The organism is Streptomyces sp. NPDC005925 (assembly GCF_040638805.1).
Classification (GTDB): Bacteria; Actinomycetota; Actinomycetes; order Streptomycetales; family Streptomycetaceae; genus Streptomyces.
On record NZ_JBEXVL010000012.1, the window covers coordinates 64,733 to 86,543 of the forward strand.

Genomic DNA, 21,811 nt, shown 5'->3' on the forward strand with positions numbered 1-21,811 from the left:
TCACACAATAGTTCATTGTGCTGCACCATGACATGCAGAATATTGTCCAGAAGTGTGGATGGAACGTGTCGGACCTCGACCTGCTGACCCAGTCCCTCGCGCGCAACGTCAGGCGCTGGCGCACCGAGCGCGGCTTCACCCTCGACGTGCTCGCCGCCCGCGCCGGCGTCAGCCGCGGCATGCTCATCCAGATCGAGCAGGCCCGCACCAACCCGAGCCTCGGCACCGTCGTCAAGATCGGCGACGCGCTCGGCATCAGCATCACCACCCTCCTCGACTACGAGCAGGGGCCGAAGGTCCGCATCGTCCCCGCGGACCAGGCCATGCGGCTGTGGCACACCGCGGCGGGCAGTTACAGCCGCCTGCTCGCCGGAACGGAGGCGCCCGGCCCGCTGGAGATGTGGGACTGGCAGCTGATGCCCGGCGACAGCAGCGCCTCCGACCCGCACCCGACCGGCAGCGTCGAGATCGTCCACGTCACCGCCGGCGAGCTCACCCTCACCGTCGACGGCGCCGACCACCTCGTACCGGCCGGCGGGAGCGCCACCTTCGAGGCCGACACCCCGCACACCTACGGCAACCGGGGCGACGTACCGACCGCCATGGTGCTCGCCGTGTCGGTGCCGCCGGTCCGCTGAGACGCCCCCTCGGACGCTGTGCGCCCGGCGGTAATCTGCGCCCATGCGCGCTCCGATCGGACACTTCGACCACGCCCGGCCCGCCCCCGACTGCCTCGACGAGCTGACCCGCCCGGTCGCCGACGCCGTACGCGACTGGCGCGGCAGCGTCCCGGCCGACGAGATCGTCTACGTCGACACCGACCCGCGGTGGGCCGACACCGACGTCTTCGTGGAGCACTACGGCCGGGAACTGCTCCAGCGGTCCGCGAACTGCGTGGTCGTCGCGGGCAAGCGGGGCGGCGACACCACGCTCGCCGCGTGCGTCGTCCTGTCCACCGCGCGGGTCGACGTCAACGGCGCCGTGCGTCGCCGGCTGGGCGCGCGCAAGGCGTCCTTCGCCGCCATGGACACGGCGACCGGGGAGACCGGCATGGAGTACGGCGGCATCACGCCGCTCGGTCTGCCGGGGGCCTGGCCGCTGCTGGTCGACCCGGCGGTCGTCGACCTGCCGTACGTGCTGGTCGGCAGTGGACGACGGCGTGGCAAACTGCTGGTCCCGGGCAAGGCGTTCGCGGAACTGCCGGGGGCCGTGGTGCTGGAGGGGCTGGGAGTCCCCCTGGCCTGAGCCGCGGTGATGCCTCGCCGGGCGGCCTGCGGGAGGTGGCGCGGAGCGCGGTTACGCCGTCGCGTGGTGGGCGAGCGGCAGGTGCGGGTCCGCCTCGCCGGGCAGCGGCTCCGGGTCGGCGTGCACCAGTGCGGCCGTGAGACGGGGGACCGCGTGCAGCAGGGCGTGCTCGGCGGCGACGGCGATGCGGTGCGCCTCCCGTACGGACACGTCCCCGCGGACCACGACCGCGACCTCCGCGCGCAGCCGGTGCCCGATCCAGCGCAGTCGCAGCTCACCCACCCCGCGGACCCCTGGGACTCCGGCCAGCGCGTGCTCGGCGCGGTCCACCAGCGCCGGGTCCACGGCGTCCATCACCCGCCGGAACACCTCGCGCGCCGCGTCCCGCAGCACCAGGACGATCGCGGCCGTGATCGCCAGTCCGACGACCGGGTCGGCGAGTCGCAGGCCCAGGGCGGAGCCGCCCGCGCCCAGCAGCACGGCCAGTGAGGTGAAAGCGTCGGTACGGGCGTGCAGGCCGTCCGCGACCAGCGCGGCCGAGCCGATCGCCCGCCCGACCCGCATCCGGTACCGGGCCACCCACTCGTTGCCCGCGAAACCGGCGAGCGCCGCCACCGCCACCGCCGGTACGTGCTCGACCGGACGCGGGTCCAGCAGCCGGTCCACGGCCGTCCACCCGGCGAACACCGCCGAGGCCGCGATCGTCAGCACGATCGCGAGGCCCGCGAGATCCTCCGCCCGCCCGTAGCCGTACGTGAAGCGGCGATTGGCCGCACGCCGCCCCAGCACGAACGCGACGGCCAGCGGCAGGGCCGTCAGCGCGTCCGCCGCGTTGTGCACCGTGTCGCCGAGCAGCGCCACCGAACCGGAGACGGCCACCACGACCGCCTGCGCGAGCGCGGTCACGCCGAGCACGGCGAGCGACACCCACAGGGCGCGCATGCCGCGGGCCGAGGTCTCCAGGGCGGAGTCCAGCTTGCCGGCGCTCTCGTGCGAGTGGGGGGTGAGCAGGTGCGTCAGACGGCGCAGGCCGCTCGGGGAGGGATGGGGGTGCTGATGCTCCTGGAACTCCTGGTGCTCACGGCCGTGCGTGTGGTCGTGGGTGTGGGCGTGGTCGGGTGCGCGCAGGTGGTCGGGTGCGTGCGGGGGGCCTGACTCTGGGTGGTGGCGGTCGCTCACGGGTCGCCCCTTCCGATGTGCGCGGGTGGACGAGGGCCGCCCACGGCGCCATTATGTGCGTATGAGCGCACGCATGCACCTGTCATCTGCGCATGATGCGCACCCGCGCAGTCCGGGCGAGGAACAGTTCGCGCTCGCCGCGGAGCTCCTCGCCCTGCTCGGCGACCGCACCCGCCTCACCCTGCTGCACGCGCTGACCGGGGGAGAAGCCGATGTCACGACACTCACCGAGGCGTGCGGCACGGCGCGCCCGGCGGTCAGCCAGCATCTGGCGAGGCTGCGGCTCGCGGGGCTGGTCACGACACGCAAGGAGGGGCGACGCGTCGTCTACAGCCTGCGGGACGGCCATCTGCGCCGCCTGCTGGAGGAGGCGCTGAACGTGGCGGACCACCGGCTCAGCGACCGGCCCCCGCACGACTGAAGGGGGTGAGGTGCCCGTGGGCGGTGTGCTTGCCGATGTACAGCTCGGCGAACGCCGCCGCCGCGGTGGGGGAGTCGAGGAGGCGGCGCAGCCGGGCGAGCGTGGTGCCCGCGCGGAACGGATCGCCGGACGACGCCCCGTGGAAGACGTCGGACAGCCACAGCGAGAACTCCTGGTACTGCCACACCAGTCGCAGGCTCGCCTCGGAGTAGCCGCGCAGGCCGTGGTCGTCGCCCCCGGTGAGCCACGCGACCAGTGCGTCACCGAGCAGGAAGGCGTCGTGCAGGGCGAGGTTCATGCCCTTCGCGGCGATGGGCGCGGTGAGATGGGCCGCGTCGCCCGCGAGGAACAGGCGGCCGCTCGTCATGGGCTGCACCACGTAGTTGTGCATGTCGAGCACGCGTCTCTCGAGCAGCCGCCCCTCGGTGAGCGGCGGTGCCCCGGTCGCCGCGAGCCGGTGGCGCAGCTCGGACCAGACGCGGTCGTGGGGCCAGTTCTCCGGGTCGTCGCCGGGCGGGCATTCGAGGTAGTAGCGGGTGACCTGGGGGCTGCGCGCCATGTGGGCGGCGAAACCGCGTTCGTTGATGCCGAAGACCACGGAGTCCGAGGACGGCGGTGCCTCGGCGAGCAGGGCCAGCCAGCCGATGCCGTAGTCGTGCCGAGCCGTGCGCCCCGGGGGCGGCACGGTGCGGGTCACGCCCCGCGCCCCGTCGCAGCCGGCCACGACGTCGCAGTGCACGACCTGCCGTTCACCGCTCTCGGGGCAGACGTACGACACCGAGGGGTGGTCGGTGTCGGTGTCGTGCAGCGTCACGTCCCGGACGCCGAAGCGCACGGCCCCGCCGCGCACGTCGGCGTACTCGCGCACCAGGTCCGTCACCAGCAGCGGCTGGGGATAGACGAAGTGCCGCATGCCGGTCAGCTCGGTGTACCGGAACCGCTGCCGGGCTCCGCCGACCCGGAACTCGCACTCGGTGTGCGTCGGCGCGTGCTCCAGCAACCGCCCGGCCAGTCCGCGTCGTTCGAGGCCGCGGACCGCCCACTCCTCGATGAACCCCGCCCGGGGCCGCTGCTCGATGAACTTCCGCGTACCGGTCTCCAGGACCAGGCAGTCCACGGAGGCAGCCCGCAGGATGTTCCCGAGCGTCAGGCCGGCCGGACCGGCGCCCACGACAACGACCGGAAACCGTGCGGGACAAGGGGAGTCGGCGTCGGCCGGGCGAGGGGTGCGGGTCACGGGCCCATTATGAGCGCCGGGCTGTCCGCGGGGTGCGGGAGGCGGCCCGGGCTGCGTGTCCGAGGGGGGGCGACCGCTGGACCGTGATGTGCGGCGGGGGTGCTTCCGGGCGGGCGGTGCTCAGCCCAGGCGGGGTATCTCGATCGCCGGGCAGCGGTCCATGACCATGTCCACACCGGCCTCGCGGGTCCGCGCGTACGCCGCCTCGTCGATCACGTCGAGCTGGAACCAGACGGCCTTGGCGCCCTTCGCCACCGCCTCGTCGGCGACCGCGCCCGCCAGGTCGCCGTTCACGAACACGTCGACCACGTCCACGTCGAAGGGAATGTCCTGCAAGGACGCGTAACCCTGCTCGCCGTGGACCGGCTCCGCCTTCGGATGGACGGGCACGACTCGCTTGCCGAAGCGCCGCAGCACCTCCGCGACGCCGTATGCGGCACGGGAGCGGTTGTTCGACAAACCCACCACCGCCCAGGTGTCGCCCAGGTCGGTGAGGATCCTGCGAACCGTTGCGTCGTCGCCGTACACCGTCGGCCTCCTCGGGCTGAGCCGCGCGCTTCTCCTGTCATCCGGGGAACGGGCAGGGGTGCCGGAAGATTCCCCGGAGATCACGACGACGGACCCGGGACGCCGGCCCACCGTGCCGAAGGCGCCCGAGGACGGGGTGAGGACGGGGCGGGCGGCGAACGGGCGAAGCCGGACGGAGGAGGGGCAGAGGACGGGCGGGATGTGCGCGGAGGTGGGGTCCGCCGGACTGCGTTCCGCCCTCGGGGCGCCTACGCTCGCCTCGTGCTGCGCATCACCGACGCCCGTAGCGGCGAGCTCGTCGACGCCGCCCGGCCCCGCCGCGTTCTGACCCGGGTCGAGGCACACACCTCGGGGTTCGACCCCACGAACCTGCGCGTGCTGCTCGTCGCGGACACCCTCGTGCGCGCCCTGGAACTCGGCGGCACACCTGTCTGGGCGCTGCTGTCCGGTGAGCGTGACCGGGCCGAGCTGTGCGCCGCGGCCGCCGCCCTCGGCATCCGGCCTTTCGAGCACGGCACGGACGCCGACGCGAGGGGGCTCGGCGAGACCCGGGTTATTCACGTGGTCGCGGAGGGAAGCCGGATGGCGGAAAAGCCCGGGGCGGCCCGGGCCGGTCGGGCGACCGAGGGCGAGGGCGGCCCGGGGGCGGACGGCGATCCGGCGGTGGTGACCGGTGTGGCGGTCGCGGGCAGTTCCACGGCCGGGGCCGGCCCGAACAGCGACGGCATCCGCATCGCTGTGGCGCCCGTCGAGCAGGCGGCGTCCGGCGCGGAGGGGACGCTCGACGCGGAGGCGGCGCCCGGCGTGGGCGCGGCCTGCGGTGTGGAGGTGGCGTCGAGCGTGAGGGCGAGGGCGAGGGCCGACGCGGTGGCCGCGTCCGGTGGGGGAGCGGTGTCCGGTGCGGCGGAGGCCGCTGACCCGACGGCCAAGGAGCCCGACCCCGCCGCCCTGCGCCTCGCGCTGCTCATGCATCCCCGTAGCGCACCCTGCCGTCTCGACCCCGCCGCGTTGCGCGACGCCCGCGACACGCTCGCCCGCTGGCGGCGCGCGGTCGCCGACTGGGCGCGCCTGCCCTCGCGGCCCGTCCCGGACGACGTGCGCGCACGCGTGCGTGCCGCCTGGGAGGACGACCTGGACGTGCCCGGAATGCTCCACGTCCTGCGGGACGTGGAGGGCGACCCGGAGCTGCCGGACGGCGCCCGGTTCGAGACGTACGTGCACGCCGACCGGATTCTCGGCGTCGGCCTCGCCCGTGACCTGGGCGGCCCGGCGTGATCGAGCGTTCCGGCGCGGGCCCGCTGCGCCGCCTCGTCGTCCTCCGGCACGCCAAGTCCGCCCGGCCGGAGGGCATCCCCGACCACGCCCGCCCGCTCGCCCCGCGCGGGCGACGCGACGCCCCCGCCGCCGGACACGCCCTCGCCGAGGCCGACCTGCTTCCGGACCTCGCCCTGTGCTCCACCGCCGTCCGCGCCCGGCAGACCTGGGACCTGGTCGCCGGGCAGTGGGGCACGCCGCCGCCGGTGCGTCACGACCCGCGGCTGTACGCCGCCGGCGCCGACGACCTGCTCGCCGTCGTGCAGGCGGTACCCGCGCGGGTCGCGACCCTGCTGCTCGTCGGACACAACCCGGGCCTGGAGGACCTCGTCCTGGAACTCGCCGGGGACGGGCTCGGCGACACCCTGCGGCAGGTCAGGACGAAGTTCCCGACATCCGCCGTCGCCGTCCTCGCCCGGCACGGCACCGGCTGGCGGGATCTGGCACCCGGCACCGCCGTCCTGACCTCGGTGATGGTGCCGCGCGGCAGGAAGCGGTAGCCGCCGCGGCCGCCGGGCGCGGCCCGTCCCTGCCCCCGCGGCGGCCCGGCCCCGCGCCCGGGCGAGGCGCCCCTCCGGAACGCCCCTGACCACCAATTAGGCTGACCGGATGCCGGACGAGTACCGCACAGTGGCCCACGCGGGCGTGCACGAGACCGAGGTCAACCGCTCCCGCTTCCTGTGCGCGCTCGCCCCGGCGGCCACCGAGCAGGAGGCGCAGGAGTTCGTCGCCGCGGTCCGCGGGGAGCACGCCGACGCGAGCCACAACTGCTGGGCGTACGTCATCGGAGCCGGCGCCGCGATCCAGAAGGCGAGCGACGACGGCGAACCCGGCGGCACCGCGGGCGTCCCGATGCTCCAGATGCTGCTGCGCCGCGACATGCGGTACGTCGTCGCCGTCGTCACCCGCTACTTCGGCGGGGTCAAGCTGGGCGCGGGCGGACTGATCCGCGCGTACGGCGGCGCCGTCGGCGAGGCACTCGACGCGCTCGGCACGATCACCCGGCGGCGTTTCCGGCTCGCCACCGTCACGGTCGACCACCAGCGCGCGGGCAAGCTCCACAACGAGCTGCGCTCCACCGGACGCCAGGTGCGCGACGTGCGCTACGGCGAGGCGGTCACGATCGAGATCGGACTGCCGGACGAGGACGTGACCGCGTTCGAGTCCTGGCTCGCCGACGTGACCGCCGGCACGGCACGGTGCGAACTGGGCGGAGAGGCCTACGGGGACGCCCACGACAACGCCTGACCGGGCGGGCGCGCGGACCGGTGAACAGTCCCCGACATCCCTAACGGGCTGTGCCCTGACGGGTGATACGGGACTGATCACCCCACTGTCAGACCCGGCCGTTAGTCTCTGGATCATGCGACTGCTGCACACTTCCGACTGGCATCTCGGCCGGGCGTTCCACCGGGTGAACATGCTCGGGGCCCAGGCCGAGTTCATCGGTCACCTCGTCACGACCGCGCGGGAGCGCGAGGTCGACGTGGTGGTCGTGTCGGGGGACGTGTACGACCGCGCGGTGCCGCCGCTCGCCGCCGTCGAGCTGTTCGACGACGCTCTGCACCGCCTCGCCGCCCTCGGCGTGCCCACGGTGATGATCTCCGGCAACCACGACTCGGGCCGACGGCTCGGTGTCGGCGCCGGACTCATCGGACGCGCCGGCATCCACCTGCGGACCGAACCGGCCGCCTGCGGCACCCCCGTGCTGCTGCCCGACGCCCACGGCGACGTCGCGTTCTACGGGCTGCCCTACCTCGAACCCGCTCTGGTGAAGGACGAGTTCGGCGTCGACAGGGCGGGCCACGAGGCCGTGCTCGCCGCCGCCATGGACCGCGTCCGCGCCGACCTCGCCGCACGCGCGCCCGGCACCCGCTCCGTCGTCCTCGCCCACGCCTTCGTCACCGGCGGCCGGGGCAGCGACAGCGAGCGGGACATCACCGTCGGCGGCGTCGCGGCCGTGCCCGCGCGCGTCTTCGACGGCGTCGACTACGTGGCGCTCGGGCACCTGCACGGCTGCCAGACCATCACCGACCGCGTCCGCTACTCCGGCTCCCCCCTGCCCTACTCCTTCTCCGAGGCCGACCACCGCAAGAGCATGTGGCTCGTCGATCTCGCCGCCGACGGGACCCGCACCGGCGAGCGCGTCGACTGCCCGGTGCCGCGCCCGCTGGCCCGCATCCGGGGCACCCTGGAGGAGCTGCTCGCCGACCCCGGGCTCGCCCGGCACGAGGAGGCGTGGGTCGAGGCCACCGTGACGGACGCGGTCCGCCCGCCCGAGCCCATGGCCCGGCTCGCCGAGCGCTTCCCGCACACCCTCAGCCTCGTCTTCGACCCCGAACGCCGACCCGACGACCCCGACGTGTCCTACGCCCGCCGCCTTGAGGGCCGCGACGACCAGGAGATCGCCGAGGACTTCGTCGCCCACGTGCGGGGCGCGGCCCCCGACGCGCACGAGCGGGCCGTCCTGCGGGACGCACTCGACGCGGCACGCGCGGACGACGCGGTGCGGGAGGTGGCGCGGTGAGGCTGCACCGGCTGGACATCACGGCGTTCGGGCCGTTCGGCGGGACCCAGAGCGTCGACTTCGACGCGCTGTCGGCAGCCGGTCTGTTCCTGCTGCACGGTCCCACCGGCGCGGGCAAGACGTCCGTCCTCGACGCCGTCTGCTACGCCCTGTACGGCTCGGTGCCCGGGACCCGGCAGAGCGGCGGACAGGGCATGAACCTGCGCAGCGACCACGCGGCCCCGGCCACCCGCAGCGAGGTCACCCTCGACCTGACCGTCGCCGGACGCCGCCTGGAGATCACCCGGCAGCCGCCCTGGGAACGCCCCAAGAAGCGCGGCTCGGGCACCACCCTCGACAAGGCCGGGACGTGGCTGCGCGAGTACGACGCGCGGGCCGGCGCCTGGAAGGACCTCAGCCGCTCCCACCAGGAGATCGGCGAGGAGATCACCCAGCTGCTCGGCATGAGCCGGGAGCAGTTCTGCCAGGTCGTGCTGCTGCCCCAGGGCGACTTCGCGCGGTTCCTGCGCGCCGACGCCGAGGCCCGCGGCAAGCTGCTCGGTCGTCTCTTCGACACGCGCCGGTTCGCCGAGGTGGAAAAGCGCCTCGCCGAGCGCCGCCGCGCCACCGAGACCCGGGTGCGCGACGGCGACGCCGAACTGCTCGCCGACGCCCACCGCATGCAGCAGGCCGCGGGCGACGCCATGGAGCTCCCCGCACTGGCACCGGGGGACCCCGGCCTCGCCGACGCCGTCCTCACCGCCGCCGCCGTCGCCCGCAGCACCGCCCGCGAACAGCTCACCGCCGCCCACAGCCGCCTCGCAGCCGCCGAATCCGCCCGCGCCGTGGCCGACCGCGCACTGCGCGACGTACGCGAACTGGCGCGGCTGCAGCACAGGTTCGGGGAGGCGCGGGAGCGGGCCCGGCGGCTGCAGGAGCGTGCCGACGCCCACCGGCAGGCACAGCAGCGCATGGAGCGCAGCCGCAAGGCCGAGGCGGTGGCGCCCGCCCTGGACCTCAGGGAGTCCGCCGACGCCGAACACCGGCGCGCCGCGGCCGAGGAGCTACGCGCGCGTACGCCGCTGCCGGACCACCTCGCCGACGCCGGCGCCGCCGGGCTGGCCGCCGCCGCCCGCCGGGCCGCCGAGGAACTGGGCGGACTGGACGCGGCACGCCGCGCCGAACAGCGGCTGGCCCGGCTCGTCGCCGAGCGCGCCGACCTGGACCGGCAGGAGCGCGCCGACGAGGACGTACGGGAGGAGGCGGAGGCCTGGCTGGCCGAATGGGACACGCTCCGCACCGGGCTGCAGAACGGCGTGGACGCCGCCCAGCAGGCCGCGACCCGTGCCGAACAGCTCGCCGTGCAGCGCGAACCGGCCCGGCGGCGGCTGACCGCGGCCCGGCAGCGCGACCGGCTCGCCCTCGACTGCGACGAGGCGCAGCGGCAGGCCCTCGCCTCGGCCGAACACGCCGTCGGGGCCCGCGCGCACTGGCTCGACCTCAAGGAACAGCGACTGACCGGCATCGCCGCCGAACTCGCCGCGAGCCTCAGCGAAGGCGAACCCTGCGCCGTCTGCGGAAGCCCGGAACACCCCGCCCCCGCCCGCAAGTTCGCGGGCCACGTCGACCGGGACGCGGAGGAACGCGCCCTCGCCGCCCACCAGCGGGCCGAGGAGCGGCGCATGGAGGACGAGCGCCGCCTCGGCGCCGTACGGGAGGCGCTGGCCGCCGCGACCGCCGAGGCCGGTGACGCGCCGGCCGGGCGCCTGGCCGCCGAGGCGGAGCAACTGGAGCGGGAGTACGCGCAGACGCGCGAGGCCGCCTCCGGGCTGCACGCCGCGCAGGAGGAACTGCGCCGGGCCGAGCACGAGCGGGAGCGGCGCGTCGCCGTCCGGCAGGAGGCCGCCGTCCGCGCCGCCTCCCGCGTCGGACACCGCGAGCGCCTCGACCGTGAGAAGGCCGGTCTGGAGGAGGAGCTCGCGCGGGCGCGCGGCGCCCTGGACAGTGTCGCCGCCCGCGCCTCCCAGCTGGAACGACAGGTCGCGCTGCTCACCGACGCCGCCGACCGCGCCCGCACCGCCCAGGACACCGCCCAGCGCCTCAAGGCGGCCGACTCCCGGCTCGCCGACGCCGCGTTCCGCGCCGGCTTCGACACCCCGCAGGCCGCCGCCGTGGCCCTGCTCGGCGACACCGCCCACCGCGAACTCCAGCACCGGCTCGACGCCTGGCACGCGGAGGAGGCCACGGTGCGCGCGGTCCTCGCCGAGGCCGACACCGCGGTCGCCGCGCAGGCCCCGCCCGCCGACGTCACCGCCGCCGAACACGGCCTGGCCGAGGCGGACCGCCGGCTGCGTGACGCGGTCTCCGCGCGGGACGCCGCAGCCCGCCGCTGCGCCGAACTCGACCGGCTCTCCGCCCACGCCGCGGCTTCCGTCCGGCGCCTCGGGCCGCTGCGCGAGGAGCACGACCGCATCGCCCGCATGGCCGGCCTGGCCGCCGGGACGTCCGCGGACAACGAGCGGAAGATGCGCCTGGAGTCGTACGTGCTCGCGGCCAGGCTGGAGCAGGTCGCCGCCGCCGCGACCGCACGCCTGCAGCGCATGTCGTCCGGCCGCTACACCCTCGTCCACTCCGACGACCGCACCGGCCGCGGCCGCAGTGGGCTCGGGCTGCACGTCGTGGACGCCTGGACGGGACGGGAGCGGGACACGGCGACGCTGTCCGGCGGCGAGACGTTCTTCGCGTCCCTCGCGCTCGCCCTCGGCCTCGCGGACGTCGTCACCGACGAAGCGGGCGGGGTGCGCCTGGACACCCTCTTCATCGACGAGGGCTTCGGCAGCCTCGACGACCAGACCCTCGACGAAGTCCTCGACGTCCTCGATTCCCTGCGCGAACGGGACCGCAGCGTCGGCATCGTCAGCCACGTCGCCGACCTCAGGCGGCGCATCCACGCCCAGTTGGAGGTCGTCAAGGACCGGACCGGTTCGGTGCTGCGCCAGAGCGGAGCGCGCTGACCTGCGCCTCCGCGCCTCTGCGCCTCTGCATCTCTGCGCCTCCGCATCTCCGTGTGACGCCGCCGCCCGCGCGAGTGCTGGTCAGAGCTGCTTTCCCGAGCATTCTCGGCTTTTCCGCGCTCGCCGTTCCCGGCCTTCGCGCTCGCCGTTCCCGCCCTTCGTTCCCGCCCTTCGTTCCCGCCCTTCGTTCCCGCCGTTCCCACCTTTCGCGCCCGCCGTTCCCGGCCGTCGCGTCCGGGAGATGCCCCGCGGCTTCGACCGCTGGGTGCGCGGGGCTTCCCGTACGAGACCCGGCAGAGCCGTGTGAGCCGTACGGCCGGTCCGCTGTCACCCGGTCAGGCCCCGCACCGCACCCGTGGCGCCGACTGCGTTGTACGACAGGGGAGTTGGCCGACGGCAGACGGTTGCGGGTGGGCATGTGCATGTAGGTTTTGCGCATGGTGCGTTACGCGGAGCCGGGCACGGTGCAATGGGTCGATTCGGGCGGCGGGCCCCTGGTGGCGGTGCCGGAGACAGTGCTGCCGTTCTGGACGGGGGCCGACGGCGAGGAGACCGCGTCGGACTACGACCGGGCCTGCGAGGTCGACGGCCAGGTGGGGCTGCTGCCCGTCGGCGACGGCGTGGCCCTGGTCTTCGGCGAGGAACCCGCCTCGACCGCCTTCCTGCCCGACCAGGGCGTCTTCGTCCGCTGGTCCGCCGCCGACTCCGAGGCGGAGCTGCTGGCCGGCGTGCCCGCGGCCCTTCAGGTGGCGGAGTGGTCGCCGGAGGTGCGGTGGAACGTGCCCGGCCCGGTGCGGTTGTTCGACGCGGCCCGGCCCGGCAATGCCGACCCGGGCGCCGGCCAGGTCCGCATCGCCCTCGCCCCCGGGCGCTACGCAGTCCGCGCGGCCCGGGTACAGCCGGGCCCCGAGACCTGGCTGGGCCTCGTCCAACTGCGGCGGCTCGCCTAGAGGGCGGCTGACACCTGCGCGCGGGTGAAGGAGCGGAGCCGGGTGGGAGCGGTCGCCGGCACCGGTACGTCCTGCCGGCGGAGCCATCAGGGGGTTCGGCAACGTGGGGGGCTCGCGTGCCGGGCGCCGGTCTCGCGGTGACCATGTGTCAGGCATCCCTGAAGCCGGTCGTCCGGACCACCCGGCGCACGGTGCGTCCCGACCGGCCCTAGCAGACTCAAATGCGTGCGGCTGCGAGGCGGAGGAAGCGGGGCCTACGGGCGGGAAGCCGGGTTCACGCTTCCCGTGGACGAGGCGCGGATCCGCAGGACCGGGGCGAGCTCGACCGAGGTCACCTGTTTGCCGGCCAGCAGGTCCAGCAACGTTTCTGCCGCTGTTTGTCCCATGCGGTGCGGGTTGCTGTCCACACTGGTGAGGGGGATGGTCAACTGCCGTGCGATGTCGGTGTCGTTGAAGCCCGCGACAGCGATGTCCCGGCCGGGGACCAGGCCCCGGTCGCGCATGGCGGCCATCACTCCCAGTGCCGAGTAGTCGTTGACCGCGAAAATGGCGGTCGGCCGGGGTGCCAGATCGAGGAGCGCCTCGGCCGCGCGGCGGCCACTGTCCACGTCGAATCCGTAGTGCAGCACGTGGTCGTCGGGCACGCGCACGCCCTGCTCGGCGAGGTGGGTCCGGCAGCCGCGCGCCCGGTCCACGGCGGTGCTGGCCCACGGGTGGCCCCCGGCGATGCCGATACGGCGGTGGCCCAGGTCGAGGAAGTGCCGGCCGACGAGGCGTCCGCCCGTCTCGTCCGCGCAGGTGACGGAGACATGGCCGGCGACCCGCCGGTTGACCAGCACGAACGGCACACCGGTGTCGGCGATGTCGGCCAGTGAGTCGTCGGTGAGATGCGCGTCGGCGACGATGAGTCCGTCGATGCGGCGCTTGAGGAGGCTCAGACGGCGGTGGCGTTCGTCCGGGTTGTCGCCGGTGCTCGCCACGACTGCCTGGTAGCCGTTGTCGGTCGCGTGGGCGTCGATGCCCTCGAAGATCGTCGCCAGTACGGCGTCGGTGAGCCGCGGCACGACCACGCCGATGCCGCGTGTTCTGCGGGTGCGCAGGCTGGCCGCGGCGGTGTTGGGCTGGTAGCCGAGTTCGCGGGCGATCTCCCGGATGCGCGCGACCACTTCGAGGCTCACGCCGGTGGTGGATTCGCTCAGCGCGCGGCTGACCGTCGATACGTGCACCCCGGCGTGCTCGGCCACTGCCTTCATGGTGACGGGCTGCCTGCGGCGGGGCGCGTCGTGGGACTCGGCCATGCCTCGATCCTCCCATGTCTTGACGGACGCAACCGATTGCGTAATCGTCATGCGCAACCGATTGCGTTCCTATCGTATCGCCCCGAAGTCCGCCCGGGCGGAGCTCACTTGCGGGCGTCGAAGGCACCTCGGCTCCGAACATCGAGGAGAGATCATGGCTGTCACGACGACCACGACGACGCTGACCGCGCGCACAGGCGCGGCCTTCGAGGTCCCGCGGGGCGGAACACTGCGTGTGATCAACACGTACGGCAGTCAGGTCGTCGACACCTGGGCCGTGGTGCGGCAGGAGCCGGGCCACGCGCTGTCGATGGCGCACACGCGCGCCGTGCTCGGCCGTCTGATGGTGCGCACCGGTGACACCCTGCTCGACGACCGGCGCTCGCCCGTCCTGCAGATCGCCGAGGACACCTCTCCGGGCGTGCACGACACCTTGATCCCGGCCTGTGACCCCGTCCGCTACCAGCAACTGGGGCACGAGGGCCACCACGACAACTGCAGCGAGAACTACCGCCGGGCCCTCGCCGACGCCGGCCACCCGGACCTCCTGGCCCCGGTGCCCGCTCCGCTCAACCTGTTCATGAACGTGCCCGTCGACGCGGACGGCAGCATCGTGTTCGGTGCGCCGGTCAGCTCTCCGGGCGACTCCGTGCTCCTGCGGGCCCTCACGGACGTGGTGGTCGTGCTGTCCGCCTGCCCCCAGGACCTCGTCCCGGTCAACGGTGACCTCCAGCAGCCGATGGACGTGGAGGTCCGGGTCACGGGCGCCCCGGGCGAGCAGACGGTCGAGTCGTCATGACGCGGGAAGAGGCCCCGGACAGCGCCTCCCACGTGGTCGTCGATCCGGCCGGTCTGCCGCGCGATGAGGTCTTCGACCTGCTCAGCGCCGGCGTGGTCCCGCGCCCCATCGCCTGGACCTCGACCGTCGGCAGCGACGGCGTGCTGAACCTGGCCCCGTTCAGCTTCTTCACCGTCGTCTCCGCGGAACCGCCCATGCTGTCGCTGACGATCGAGGCGGCACCCGACGGGGAGCCCAAGGACACGCTGCGCAACATCCGGGCGACCGGGCAGCTCGTCGTGAACCTCGTCTCCGACGACCTCGCGGACCGGATGAGCCGCACGTCTCCCGACTACGCCGCCGACGTGGACGAATTCCAGGTCGCCGGCGTGACACCGGCCGCGTCGGTCAAGGTGCGGCCCCCGCGGGTCGCCGAAGCCGGGATCAGCATGGAATGCGCACTCCACACGGTCCTCACCCCCGGCAGTGACGCGCTCGTCATCGCCGAGGTCGTCGCGTTCCACGTTGCTCGCGAACTGTTCACCCCGGGCAGTGGACACATCGATCTCGGCAGGCTCCGTCCCCTCGGCCGGATCGGTTCCCGTTTCACCCGCGTCACGGACGTCTTCCCCCTGCCCGCCCGGCCCCGCCCGGACCTCCCCGAAAAGGTGAAGAAGGAGGAGGAGTTGCCATGTCGAATGATTCCTTCATCGACGACGCACCGCTGAACCGGTTCCACAAGAAACTCACCCTGTACTCCGCCGGCGGCCCGTTCCTGGACGGCTACGCGCTCACCATCATCGGCATCGCCCTGATCACGATGGAACCGGCTCTCGGCCTGTCCGGAGTCGAGACCGGACTGGTGGCCGCCGCGGCACTGGCCGGGATCTTCGTCGGCGGCGGCGTGTTCGGCCTCATCACCGACAAGGTCGGCCGCCAGGTGATGTACGTCGCCGACCTCCTCGTCCTCACCCTCGCCTCCCTGGCCTCCGCCTTCGTCACCGAGACCTGGCACCTCGTCGCGCTGCGGTTCGTGCTGGGCGTGGCCATCGGCGCCGACTACCCCATCGCCAGCAGTCTGCTCGCCGAGTTCGTGCCCAGCAGACACCGGGGGAAGCTCCTGGGGAGCCTGTTCGTGGTCTGGGCCGCGGGAGCCGCCGCCGCGGCGGGCTGCGGCTGGGCCCTGTCCACGCTCGGCGACGACGCCTGGCGGTACATGCTCGCCTCACCGGCCCTCTTCGGAGCGGCGACCCTGCTGTTCAGGCTGGGTACGCCGGAATCCCCCCGGTGGCTGCTCAGCAAAGGGCTTACCACGGAGGCCGAGACGGTCTGCCGGCAGGTGTGGGGCGAAGGCGCGCGCCTCGGCCAACTCGCCGAGGAACCCGCGCCCACGCGGTACGCGGACCTGTTCCACCCGGTCTACCTGCGCCGCGTCGTCTTCGTCGGCATCTTCTACACGGCCCACGTCATCCCACTGTTCGCGGTGTACACATTCGGTCCGGACATCCTGGCCGGGATCGGGCTGGGGACGGACTCGACGTACTCGACCGAGCTGATCATCAGCGCGATGTTCCTCCTCGGTGGTGTCCCGGGCCTGATGCTCGTCGACCGGATCGGCCGCCGTCCGCTCCTGACCTGGACATTCGTCATCATGGCCGGTGCGTTCGCCTTCATGGCGCTCGCACCCGGCGCACCGCCGCAGGTCCTGGTGGCGGCACTGGCCCTCTACGCGGTCACCTCGGGGGCCTGCAACTTCCTGGAGATCGTCTACCCGAACGAGCTGTTCCCCACGGCCGTACGGGCCACCGCCACCGGAACCGTCGTCGCGATCAGCCGCGTCGGCGCCGCGATCTCCACGTTCATGCTCCCGATGATGCTCGACGGCACCGGGGTCGGCGCCATCATGTGGCTGATGGCCGGAGTGAACATCGCCGGACTGCTCGTCACCCTCACCCTCGGCGAGGAGACCCGCGGCCGCTCCCTGGCCGACACCGCCTCCACGCAGCGCCCCGGCCCGCTCCCGAAACCGCTCCCGAGCCCGCTCCCGGGCCCTTTCCCCGACACGGCAGGCACCGGCCTTGAACACTGACCGACAGCAGCAGCCCGGGCACGGCGGCTGTTACTTCGACGGACACGACGTCCACCTCGAAAGCCGTCCGGGTGGCGACGCCGACGACCACGCGGACGGCCCCTCGGACGGCTGCGCCACCGCCTCCCGGCTGGCCGCCGGTGATCTCGACGCCCGCCGGCTCACCGACCACGCCCTCCAGCGCACCCAGCACTCCCGGGCGGCATGGGTGTTCATCACCGTCACCGCCGAACGCGCCGAGGCAGAGGCCGAAGCCAGCCAGGCGCGCTACGCCACCGGACGGCCCCTGGGCCCCCTCGACGGCGTACCCGTCGCCGTCAAGGACAACTACGACGCCGCCGGGGCCATCACGACCGCGGGCTCGAGAATCTGCGCCGCACGGCCGCCGGCCCGCAGCGACGCCGCCGTCGTGCAACAGCTCTCGGCAGCCGGGGCGGTCCTCACCGGCAAGACGAACCTGAGCGAGTTCGCGTTCTCCGGCCTCGGGGTCAACCCGCACTACGGAACCCCGGCTAACCCCTCCAGCAGCCCCGGCCGGCCGCTCGTCCCGGGCGGATCCTCCTCGGGATCAGCCGTGGCCGTCGCCCTGGGCATCGTCCCCATCGCCATCGGCACGGACACCTCCGGGTCGGTGCGCATCCCCGCGAGCTTCTGCGGAGTGATCGGCTACAAGGCCAGCGAGAACCGCTACAGCAACGACGGCATGATCCCCCTGGCGCCCACCCTGGACTGCCACGGCGTCTTCGCCACCTCCATGCGGGACATCACCGTCACCGACCGTCTCCTCGCGCAGCCGTCCGCCGCGCAGGTACCGGCCACCGGGCCGCTCCGGCTCGTCGTCCCCGTCGGAGAATTGGTCACCGACTGCGCACCCGGTATCCAACGCCGGTTCGCCCAGGTACTCGACGTCCTCGCCGACCAGGGCGTCCACGTCGAGGAGCGGCACCTGCCCGCCCTGGACCAGGCGCAGAGCCTCATGGACCAGCACGGAACCATCGTCGCCGCCGAGGCCCACCAGCGCTACGGAGACGTGCTCAGGTGCGCCCAGCGCGACAGGATCGACCCCGGCGTCCTGCGCAGACTCACCGAACACGCACGCCGGCAGCCGCGCGTCGAACTCGTCCACCAGGCGATGCACCCCCTGCGCCGCCAGTTGCAGGCCGAACTCGGCGACGGGAACGCCGTCCTCGTCTGCCCCGCGGTCCGGCACCTGGCACCCCCGCTCGAACCCCTCCTCGCCGACGAGCACACCTACGACCTCACCAACGGCCGCACCCTGCGCACCACCATGCTGCTCAGCTACCTCGGAATGCCCGGCGTCACCCTGCCCATCGGCACACCCACGACCGGCAACATCGGCTTCCTGGCCTCCGCACCCGCTCACCACGACACCCGCCTGCTGGCCGCCGCGACCTTCCTGGAGACGACACTGCGACGAACGGACCGTCCCTTTCCCGGCGGTGGCTGACGAGCTCTCGGCCGGCCGGCCGCACCGCCCTCGCGGGCGTACGGCACCGGCCCGCCTCCCCCGTGGCGGGCCACGGACGAAGCGGGCCGGATCACCGGTCGGGTCCGCGAACCCACCGGTCGGTCCTCGACCCCACCGGTCGGGTCAGGGACTCGGAGGGCGGACTCCGCCGCTGAGGACGGGCCGAACGGCGGCCGGGTTCCATGACGACCGGCCGCCCCGGGACAGCCGGCCTCCGGCGCCACTGCTCCGCCCCGGGCGCACGGTCGCGGCCGTGCCGCCGCTCACAGTCGCGACAGTTCGTCCACCAGGTCGTCCAGGCCCAGCGAGCCCTGCGACAGGGCCGCCATGTGCCAGGCCTTGAGGTCGAAGGCGTCGCCGTGGCGCTTACGGGCGTTCTCCCGGCCCAGCAGCCAGGCCCGTTCGCCCAGCTTGTAGCCGATGGCCTGGCCCGGAATGGTCAGGTAGCGGGTCAGCTCGCTCTCCACGAAATCCGCCGGACGGCTGCTGTGCGCGCCGAAGAACTCCTCGGCCAGCTCCGGTGTCCAGCGCTCGCCCGGGTGGAACGGCGAGTCCGCCGGGATCTCCAGCTCCAGGTGCATGCCGATGTCCACGATGACCCGCGTGGCCCGCATCATCTGCGCGTCCAGGTAGCCCAGCCGCTGCTCGGCGTCGGTGAGGAAGCCCAGCTCGTCCATCAGGCGCTCCGCGTACAGCGCCCAGCCCTCCGCGTTCGCACTGACCCCGCCGATCGTCGCCTGGTAGCGGGACAGGTTCCCGGCGACGTACGTCCACTGCGCGAGCTGGAGGTGATGACCCGGGACGCCCTCGTGGTACCACGTCGACACCAGGTCGTAGACGGGGAAGCGGGTCAGGCCCATCGTGGGCAGCCAGGTGCGGCCCGGCCGGGAGAAGTCCTCCGACGGGGACGTGTAGTACGGTGCGGCGGCGCTGCCGGGCGGGGCGATGCACGACTCCACCTTCCGCACCGGCTCGGCCAGTTCGAAGTGCGTGCCGTCGAGCTTCTCGATCGCTTCGTCCATCAGGCCCTGCAGCCAGACGCGGACCTCCTCGACGCCCTCGATGTGCCGGCCGTGCTCGTCCAGGTGCGTCAGCGCCACCCACGGCGTCCCGGCGCCCGGCAGGATCTTCTCCGCCTCCTGCTTCATCTCGCCGAGGATGCGGTGGAACTCGGACCAGCCGTAGGCGTACGCCTCGTCCAGGTCGAGGTCCGTGCCGTTGTAGTAGCGCGACCAGCGGGCGTAGCGCTCGCGTCCCACCGTGTCCGGCGCGCCGTCGACGGCCGGTGCGTACACGTCGCGCATCCAGTCCCGCAGCTCCACCACGGCCGCTGTCGCACCCTGGGCCGCCTTGTCCAGCTCGCCGCGCAGCGCCTCGGGGCCGTCGGCGGCGAAGTCCTCGAACCAGCCCCGGCCCCGGCCGGTGTCGGCCCACTCGCCGAGCTGGCCCACGAAGGTGGCCGTCGGGCGGGGAGCCGCGTACAGCTTGCGCTCCAGGCCCAGGGCCAGGGACTCGCGGTATCCGGCGAGCGTCGCGGGCACCGCGCGCAACCGCTCGGCGATCGCCGCCCAGTCCTCCTCGGTGTCGTTCGGCGTCACCGAGAAGACCTCGCGCACCGAGTGCGCCACCGTGCCCAGGTTGCCCACCGCGCGCAGGTGCTCGTCGGCCTCGTGCACGGCGAGTTCGGCGGTCAGCCGCTCGCGCAGCAGCCGTGCGCACCGGCGTTCGATGTCACTGTCCGCACCGGGCTGCCGCTCGGCCTCGTCGAGGCGGGCCAGCGTGGTCCGCAGCAGGTCCGCGACGGCCTCCTGGCCCGCGGGCGACAGGTCGGGCATCCTGCCCGAACTCTCCTTCACGCCTAGGTAGGTGCCGGTGACCGGGTCGAGGGCGATGAGGTCGTCGACGTAACGGTCGGCGACCTCGCGGGGCAGCGGGCTCTTGGTGTCAGACATGTCGCCATCCTGCAACGCAGACCGCCGCACGTCACTCGGATTGAGCCGAGGGCGAAGGAGGCAGCAGCGGCCCGCACTCCCACTGCTGGAAGATCAGCCGCGTCTCCACCCGGGCGACTTCGCGCCGTGAGGTGAACCCGTCGAGAACCAGCCGCTGAAGATCGGCCATGTCCGCGACGGCGACATGGACGAGATAGTCGTCGGGACCGGTCAGGTGGTACACGCTCCGCGACTCCGGCAGCGCCCTGATCCGGTCCACGAACGGGCCCACCAACTCCCGCCGGTGCGGCCTGACCTGCACCAGCAGCAGCGCCTCCAGGCCCCGGCCGAGCTTCGCCGGGTCCAGTCGCAGCCGGTGCCCGAGGATCACTCCGGCCCGCCGCAGCCGCGTCACCCGGTCCAGGCAGGTGGACGGCGCGACCCCGATCCGGGTGGCGAGATCGCGGTAGGTGGTCCGGGCGTCGTTCTGCAGCAGCCGCAGCAGGTGAAGATCGACCGGATCCAGTACGACAGATTCGGACACCGACCGAACGTAACACGGGCTTCGCCCCCGGAACACCGGCCGCCGTTCACTCTGCGGTCATGGACACGCCCACCGCATCGAGAGCACTGGCCACCGAGGCCGTGCACGCCGGCCGCGACGATCTCGCCCGGCAGGGACTGCACGCCCCGCCGATCGACCTGTCCACCACCTACCCCTCGTACGACAGCCGTGGCGAGGCCGCACGCATCGACGCGTTCGCCGAGACCGGCGCGGACCCGGACGGCCCGCCTGTCTACGCCCGGCTCGGCAACCCGACCGTCGCCCGGTTCGAGACCGCCCTCGCCAAGCTGGAGGGCACCGAGGCCGCGGTCGCCTTCGCCAGCGGCATGGCCGCCCTCAGTGCCGTCCTCCTCGCCCGCAACGCGACAGGTCTGCGCCACGTCGTCGCCGTACGGCCGCTCTACGGCTGCAGCGACCATCTGCTGACCGCCGGGCTGCTCGGCTCCGAGGTCACCTGGACCGACCCGGCGGGCATCGCGGACGCGCTGCGCCCGGACACCGGCCTGGTGCTGGTCGAGTCGCCGGCCAACCCGACGCTCGCCGAGGTCGACCTGCGCGCCGTCGCCCACGCCTGCGGCACCGTGCCGCTGCTCGTGGACAACACGTTCGCCACGCCCGTCCTGCAGCGGCCCGCCGAGCAGGGGGCGCGGCTGGTGCTGCACAGTGCCACCAAGTACCTCGGCGGGCACGGCGACGTGATGGCCGGGGTGGTCGCCTGCGACGAGGAGTTCGCCGGGCGGCTGCGGCAGGTGCGGTTCGCGACGGGCGGGGTGCTGCACCCGCTGGCCGGCTATCTGCTTCTGCGTGGCCTGTCCACGCTGCCCGTCCGGGTGCGGGCCGCGTCCGCGAACGCCGCCGAACTCGCCCACCGCCTGGCCGCCGACCCGCGCGTGTCCCGCGTGCATTACCCGTCGATCGGCGGCGCGATGGTCTCCTTCGAGGTGCACGGCGACCCGCACGCCGTCATCGCGGGCGTCCGGCTGATCACCCCGGCGGTCAGCCTCGGCAGCGTCGACACGCTCATCCAGCACCCGGCGTCCATCAGCCACCGCATCGTGGACGCCGACGACCGCCGCGGCGCCGGGGTCGGCGACCGGCTGCTGAGGATGTCGGTGGGCCTGGAGGACGTCGACGACCTGTGGAACGACCTGGACGGGGCGCTCGGGGAGCCCGCGACCGCGACGACGCCGCACGCGGCGCTGGCCAGGGACTGAGCCGGGGGCGGGGCGGGAGCGCTTCCGCGTCCCCGCCCCGGGACGGCGGACGG

Annotated in this window: 20 protein-coding genes; 14 read left to right on the forward strand and 6 right to left on the reverse strand. The window is 73.7% G+C overall.

What is annotated here, in order from left to right:
- Window positions 1-65 precede the first annotated feature (65 nt).
- Together ABZ354_RS16750 and ABZ354_RS16755 are read left to right on the forward strand one after the other, a co-directional pair.
- Window positions 66-638 (forward strand): XRE family transcriptional regulator, encoded by a 573-nt coding sequence (locus ABZ354_RS16750; protein WP_358657308.1) that lies wholly within the window; start codon window positions 66-68, stop codon window positions 636-638.
- A 43-nt stretch (window positions 639-681) separates the two neighbouring features.
- Window positions 682-1,245 (forward strand): YbaK/EbsC family protein, encoded by a 564-nt coding sequence (locus tag ABZ354_RS16755; protein ID WP_358657310.1) that lies wholly within the window; start codon window positions 682-684, stop codon window positions 1,243-1,245.
- A 51-nt stretch (window positions 1,246-1,296) separates the two neighbouring features.
- On the opposite strand, the gene ABZ354_RS16760 is transcribed toward ABZ354_RS16755, so the two are convergent.
- Complete coding sequence (locus ABZ354_RS16760) at window positions 1,297-2,274, reverse strand: cation diffusion facilitator family transporter (RefSeq protein WP_358657492.1); 978 nt, start codon at window positions 2,272-2,274, stop codon at window positions 1,297-1,299.
- Window positions 2,275-2,485: 211 nt separating this feature from the next.
- On the opposite strand from ABZ354_RS16760, the gene ABZ354_RS16765 reads away from it, so the two are divergent.
- Window positions 2,486-2,845 carry a metalloregulator ArsR/SmtB family transcription factor gene (locus ABZ354_RS16765; RefSeq protein ID WP_358657312.1) on the forward strand — a complete coding sequence of 120 codons (360 nt, stop codon included), beginning with the start codon at window positions 2,486-2,488 and terminating at the stop codon, window positions 2,843-2,845.
- Here ABZ354_RS16765 and ABZ354_RS16770 read toward each other — a convergent pair.
- Window positions 2,820-4,082 (reverse strand): 4-hydroxybenzoate 3-monooxygenase, encoded by a 1,263-nt coding sequence (locus ABZ354_RS16770; protein WP_358657313.1) that lies wholly within the window; start codon window positions 4,080-4,082, stop codon window positions 2,820-2,822. The two genes, ABZ354_RS16765 and ABZ354_RS16770, sit on opposite strands and share 26 nt — an antisense overlap.
- 120 nt (window positions 4,083-4,202) lie before the next feature.
- Window positions 4,203-4,610 carry a CoA-binding protein gene (locus ABZ354_RS16775; RefSeq protein ID WP_358657315.1) on the reverse strand — a complete coding sequence of 136 codons (408 nt, stop codon included), beginning with the start codon at window positions 4,608-4,610 and terminating at the stop codon, window positions 4,203-4,205.
- Between the two features lie 261 nt (window positions 4,611-4,871).
- Between ABZ354_RS16775 and ABZ354_RS16780 the strand changes: the two genes are divergently transcribed.
- From ABZ354_RS16780 to ABZ354_RS16805, 6 genes are all read left to right on the forward strand, one after another.
- On the forward strand, window positions 4,872-5,885 hold the full coding sequence (locus ABZ354_RS16780) for a hypothetical protein (protein WP_358657317.1): 1,014 nt from the start codon (window positions 4,872-4,874) through the stop codon (window positions 5,883-5,885).
- Complete coding sequence (locus ABZ354_RS16785; RefSeq protein WP_358657319.1) at window positions 5,882-6,424, forward strand: histidine phosphatase family protein; 543 nt, start codon at window positions 5,882-5,884, stop codon at window positions 6,422-6,424. The genes ABZ354_RS16780 and ABZ354_RS16785 overlap by 4 nt, the downstream gene beginning before the upstream one ends.
- 109 nt (window positions 6,425-6,533) lie before the next feature.
- Window positions 6,534-7,172, forward strand: a complete 639-nt coding sequence (locus tag ABZ354_RS16790; protein WP_358657321.1) for a YigZ family protein — start codon at window positions 6,534-6,536, stop codon at window positions 7,170-7,172.
- Between the two features lie 115 nt (window positions 7,173-7,287).
- Window positions 7,288-8,451, forward strand: coding sequence for an exonuclease SbcCD subunit D (locus ABZ354_RS16795; RefSeq protein WP_358657323.1), 1,164 nt, complete (start codon window positions 7,288-7,290; stop codon window positions 8,449-8,451).
- On the forward strand, window positions 8,448-11,444 hold the full coding sequence (locus tag ABZ354_RS16800; RefSeq protein WP_358657325.1) for an SMC family ATPase: 2,997 nt from the start codon (window positions 8,448-8,450) through the stop codon (window positions 11,442-11,444). Before ABZ354_RS16795 ends, ABZ354_RS16800 begins: the two co-directional genes overlap by 4 nt.
- A 437-nt stretch (window positions 11,445-11,881) precedes the next feature.
- Entirely contained in the window at window positions 11,882-12,394 is a 513-nt protein-coding gene (locus tag ABZ354_RS16805) for an immunity 21 family protein (protein ID WP_358657327.1), read from the forward strand.
- 254 nt (window positions 12,395-12,648) lie between these two features.
- On the opposite strand, the gene ABZ354_RS16810 is transcribed toward ABZ354_RS16805, so the two are convergent.
- Window positions 12,649-13,692: a LacI family DNA-binding transcriptional regulator gene (locus ABZ354_RS16810; protein WP_358657328.1), complete on the reverse strand. Its 1,044-nt coding sequence runs from the start codon at window positions 13,690-13,692 to the stop codon at window positions 12,649-12,651.
- Window positions 13,693-13,846: 154 nt separating this feature from the next.
- Here ABZ354_RS16810 and ABZ354_RS16815 point away from each other — a divergent pair, with 154 nt between their 5' ends.
- Genes ABZ354_RS16815 through ABZ354_RS16830 form a run of 4 tightly spaced genes read left to right on the forward strand, consistent with a single transcriptional unit; the run spans window position 13,847 to window position 18,027 of the window.
- Window positions 13,847-14,491 (forward strand): urea carboxylase-associated family protein, encoded by a 645-nt coding sequence (locus ABZ354_RS16815; protein WP_358657330.1) that lies wholly within the window; start codon window positions 13,847-13,849, stop codon window positions 14,489-14,491.
- Complete coding sequence (locus tag ABZ354_RS16820) at window positions 14,488-15,198, forward strand: flavin reductase family protein (RefSeq protein WP_358657332.1); 711 nt, start codon at window positions 14,488-14,490, stop codon at window positions 15,196-15,198. The genes ABZ354_RS16815 and ABZ354_RS16820 overlap by 4 nt, the downstream gene beginning before the upstream one ends.
- Window positions 15,162-16,559 carry an MFS transporter gene (locus ABZ354_RS16825; protein WP_358657334.1) on the forward strand — a complete coding sequence of 466 codons (1,398 nt, stop codon included), beginning with the start codon at window positions 15,162-15,164 and terminating at the stop codon, window positions 16,557-16,559. Before ABZ354_RS16820 ends, ABZ354_RS16825 begins: the two co-directional genes overlap by 37 nt.
- Window positions 16,549-18,027 (forward strand): amidase family protein, encoded by a 1,479-nt coding sequence (locus ABZ354_RS16830; RefSeq protein ID WP_358657336.1) that lies wholly within the window; start codon window positions 16,549-16,551, stop codon window positions 18,025-18,027. Before ABZ354_RS16825 ends, ABZ354_RS16830 begins: the two co-directional genes overlap by 11 nt.
- Before the next feature lie 284 nt (window positions 18,028-18,311).
- Here the strand turns inward: ABZ354_RS16830 and ABZ354_RS16835 are convergent, their stop codons facing one another.
- Complete coding sequence (locus tag ABZ354_RS16835; RefSeq protein ID WP_358657338.1) at window positions 18,312-20,000, reverse strand: DUF885 domain-containing protein; 1,689 nt, start codon at window positions 19,998-20,000, stop codon at window positions 18,312-18,314.
- A gap of 31 nt (window positions 20,001-20,031) precedes the next feature.
- Window positions 20,032-20,523 carry an Lrp/AsnC family transcriptional regulator gene (locus ABZ354_RS16840; protein WP_358657340.1) on the reverse strand — a complete coding sequence of 164 codons (492 nt, stop codon included), beginning with the start codon at window positions 20,521-20,523 and terminating at the stop codon, window positions 20,032-20,034.
- A gap of 59 nt (window positions 20,524-20,582) precedes the next feature.
- Here ABZ354_RS16840 and ABZ354_RS16845 point away from each other — a divergent pair, with 59 nt between their 5' ends.
- The gene (locus ABZ354_RS16845) at window positions 20,583-21,758 is read left to right on the forward strand and encodes a PLP-dependent transferase (RefSeq protein WP_358657342.1); all 1,176 of its coding nucleotides are present in this window, start codon (window positions 20,583-20,585) and stop codon (window positions 21,756-21,758) included.
- The last annotated feature ends 53 nt before the right edge of the window (window positions 21,759-21,811 follow it).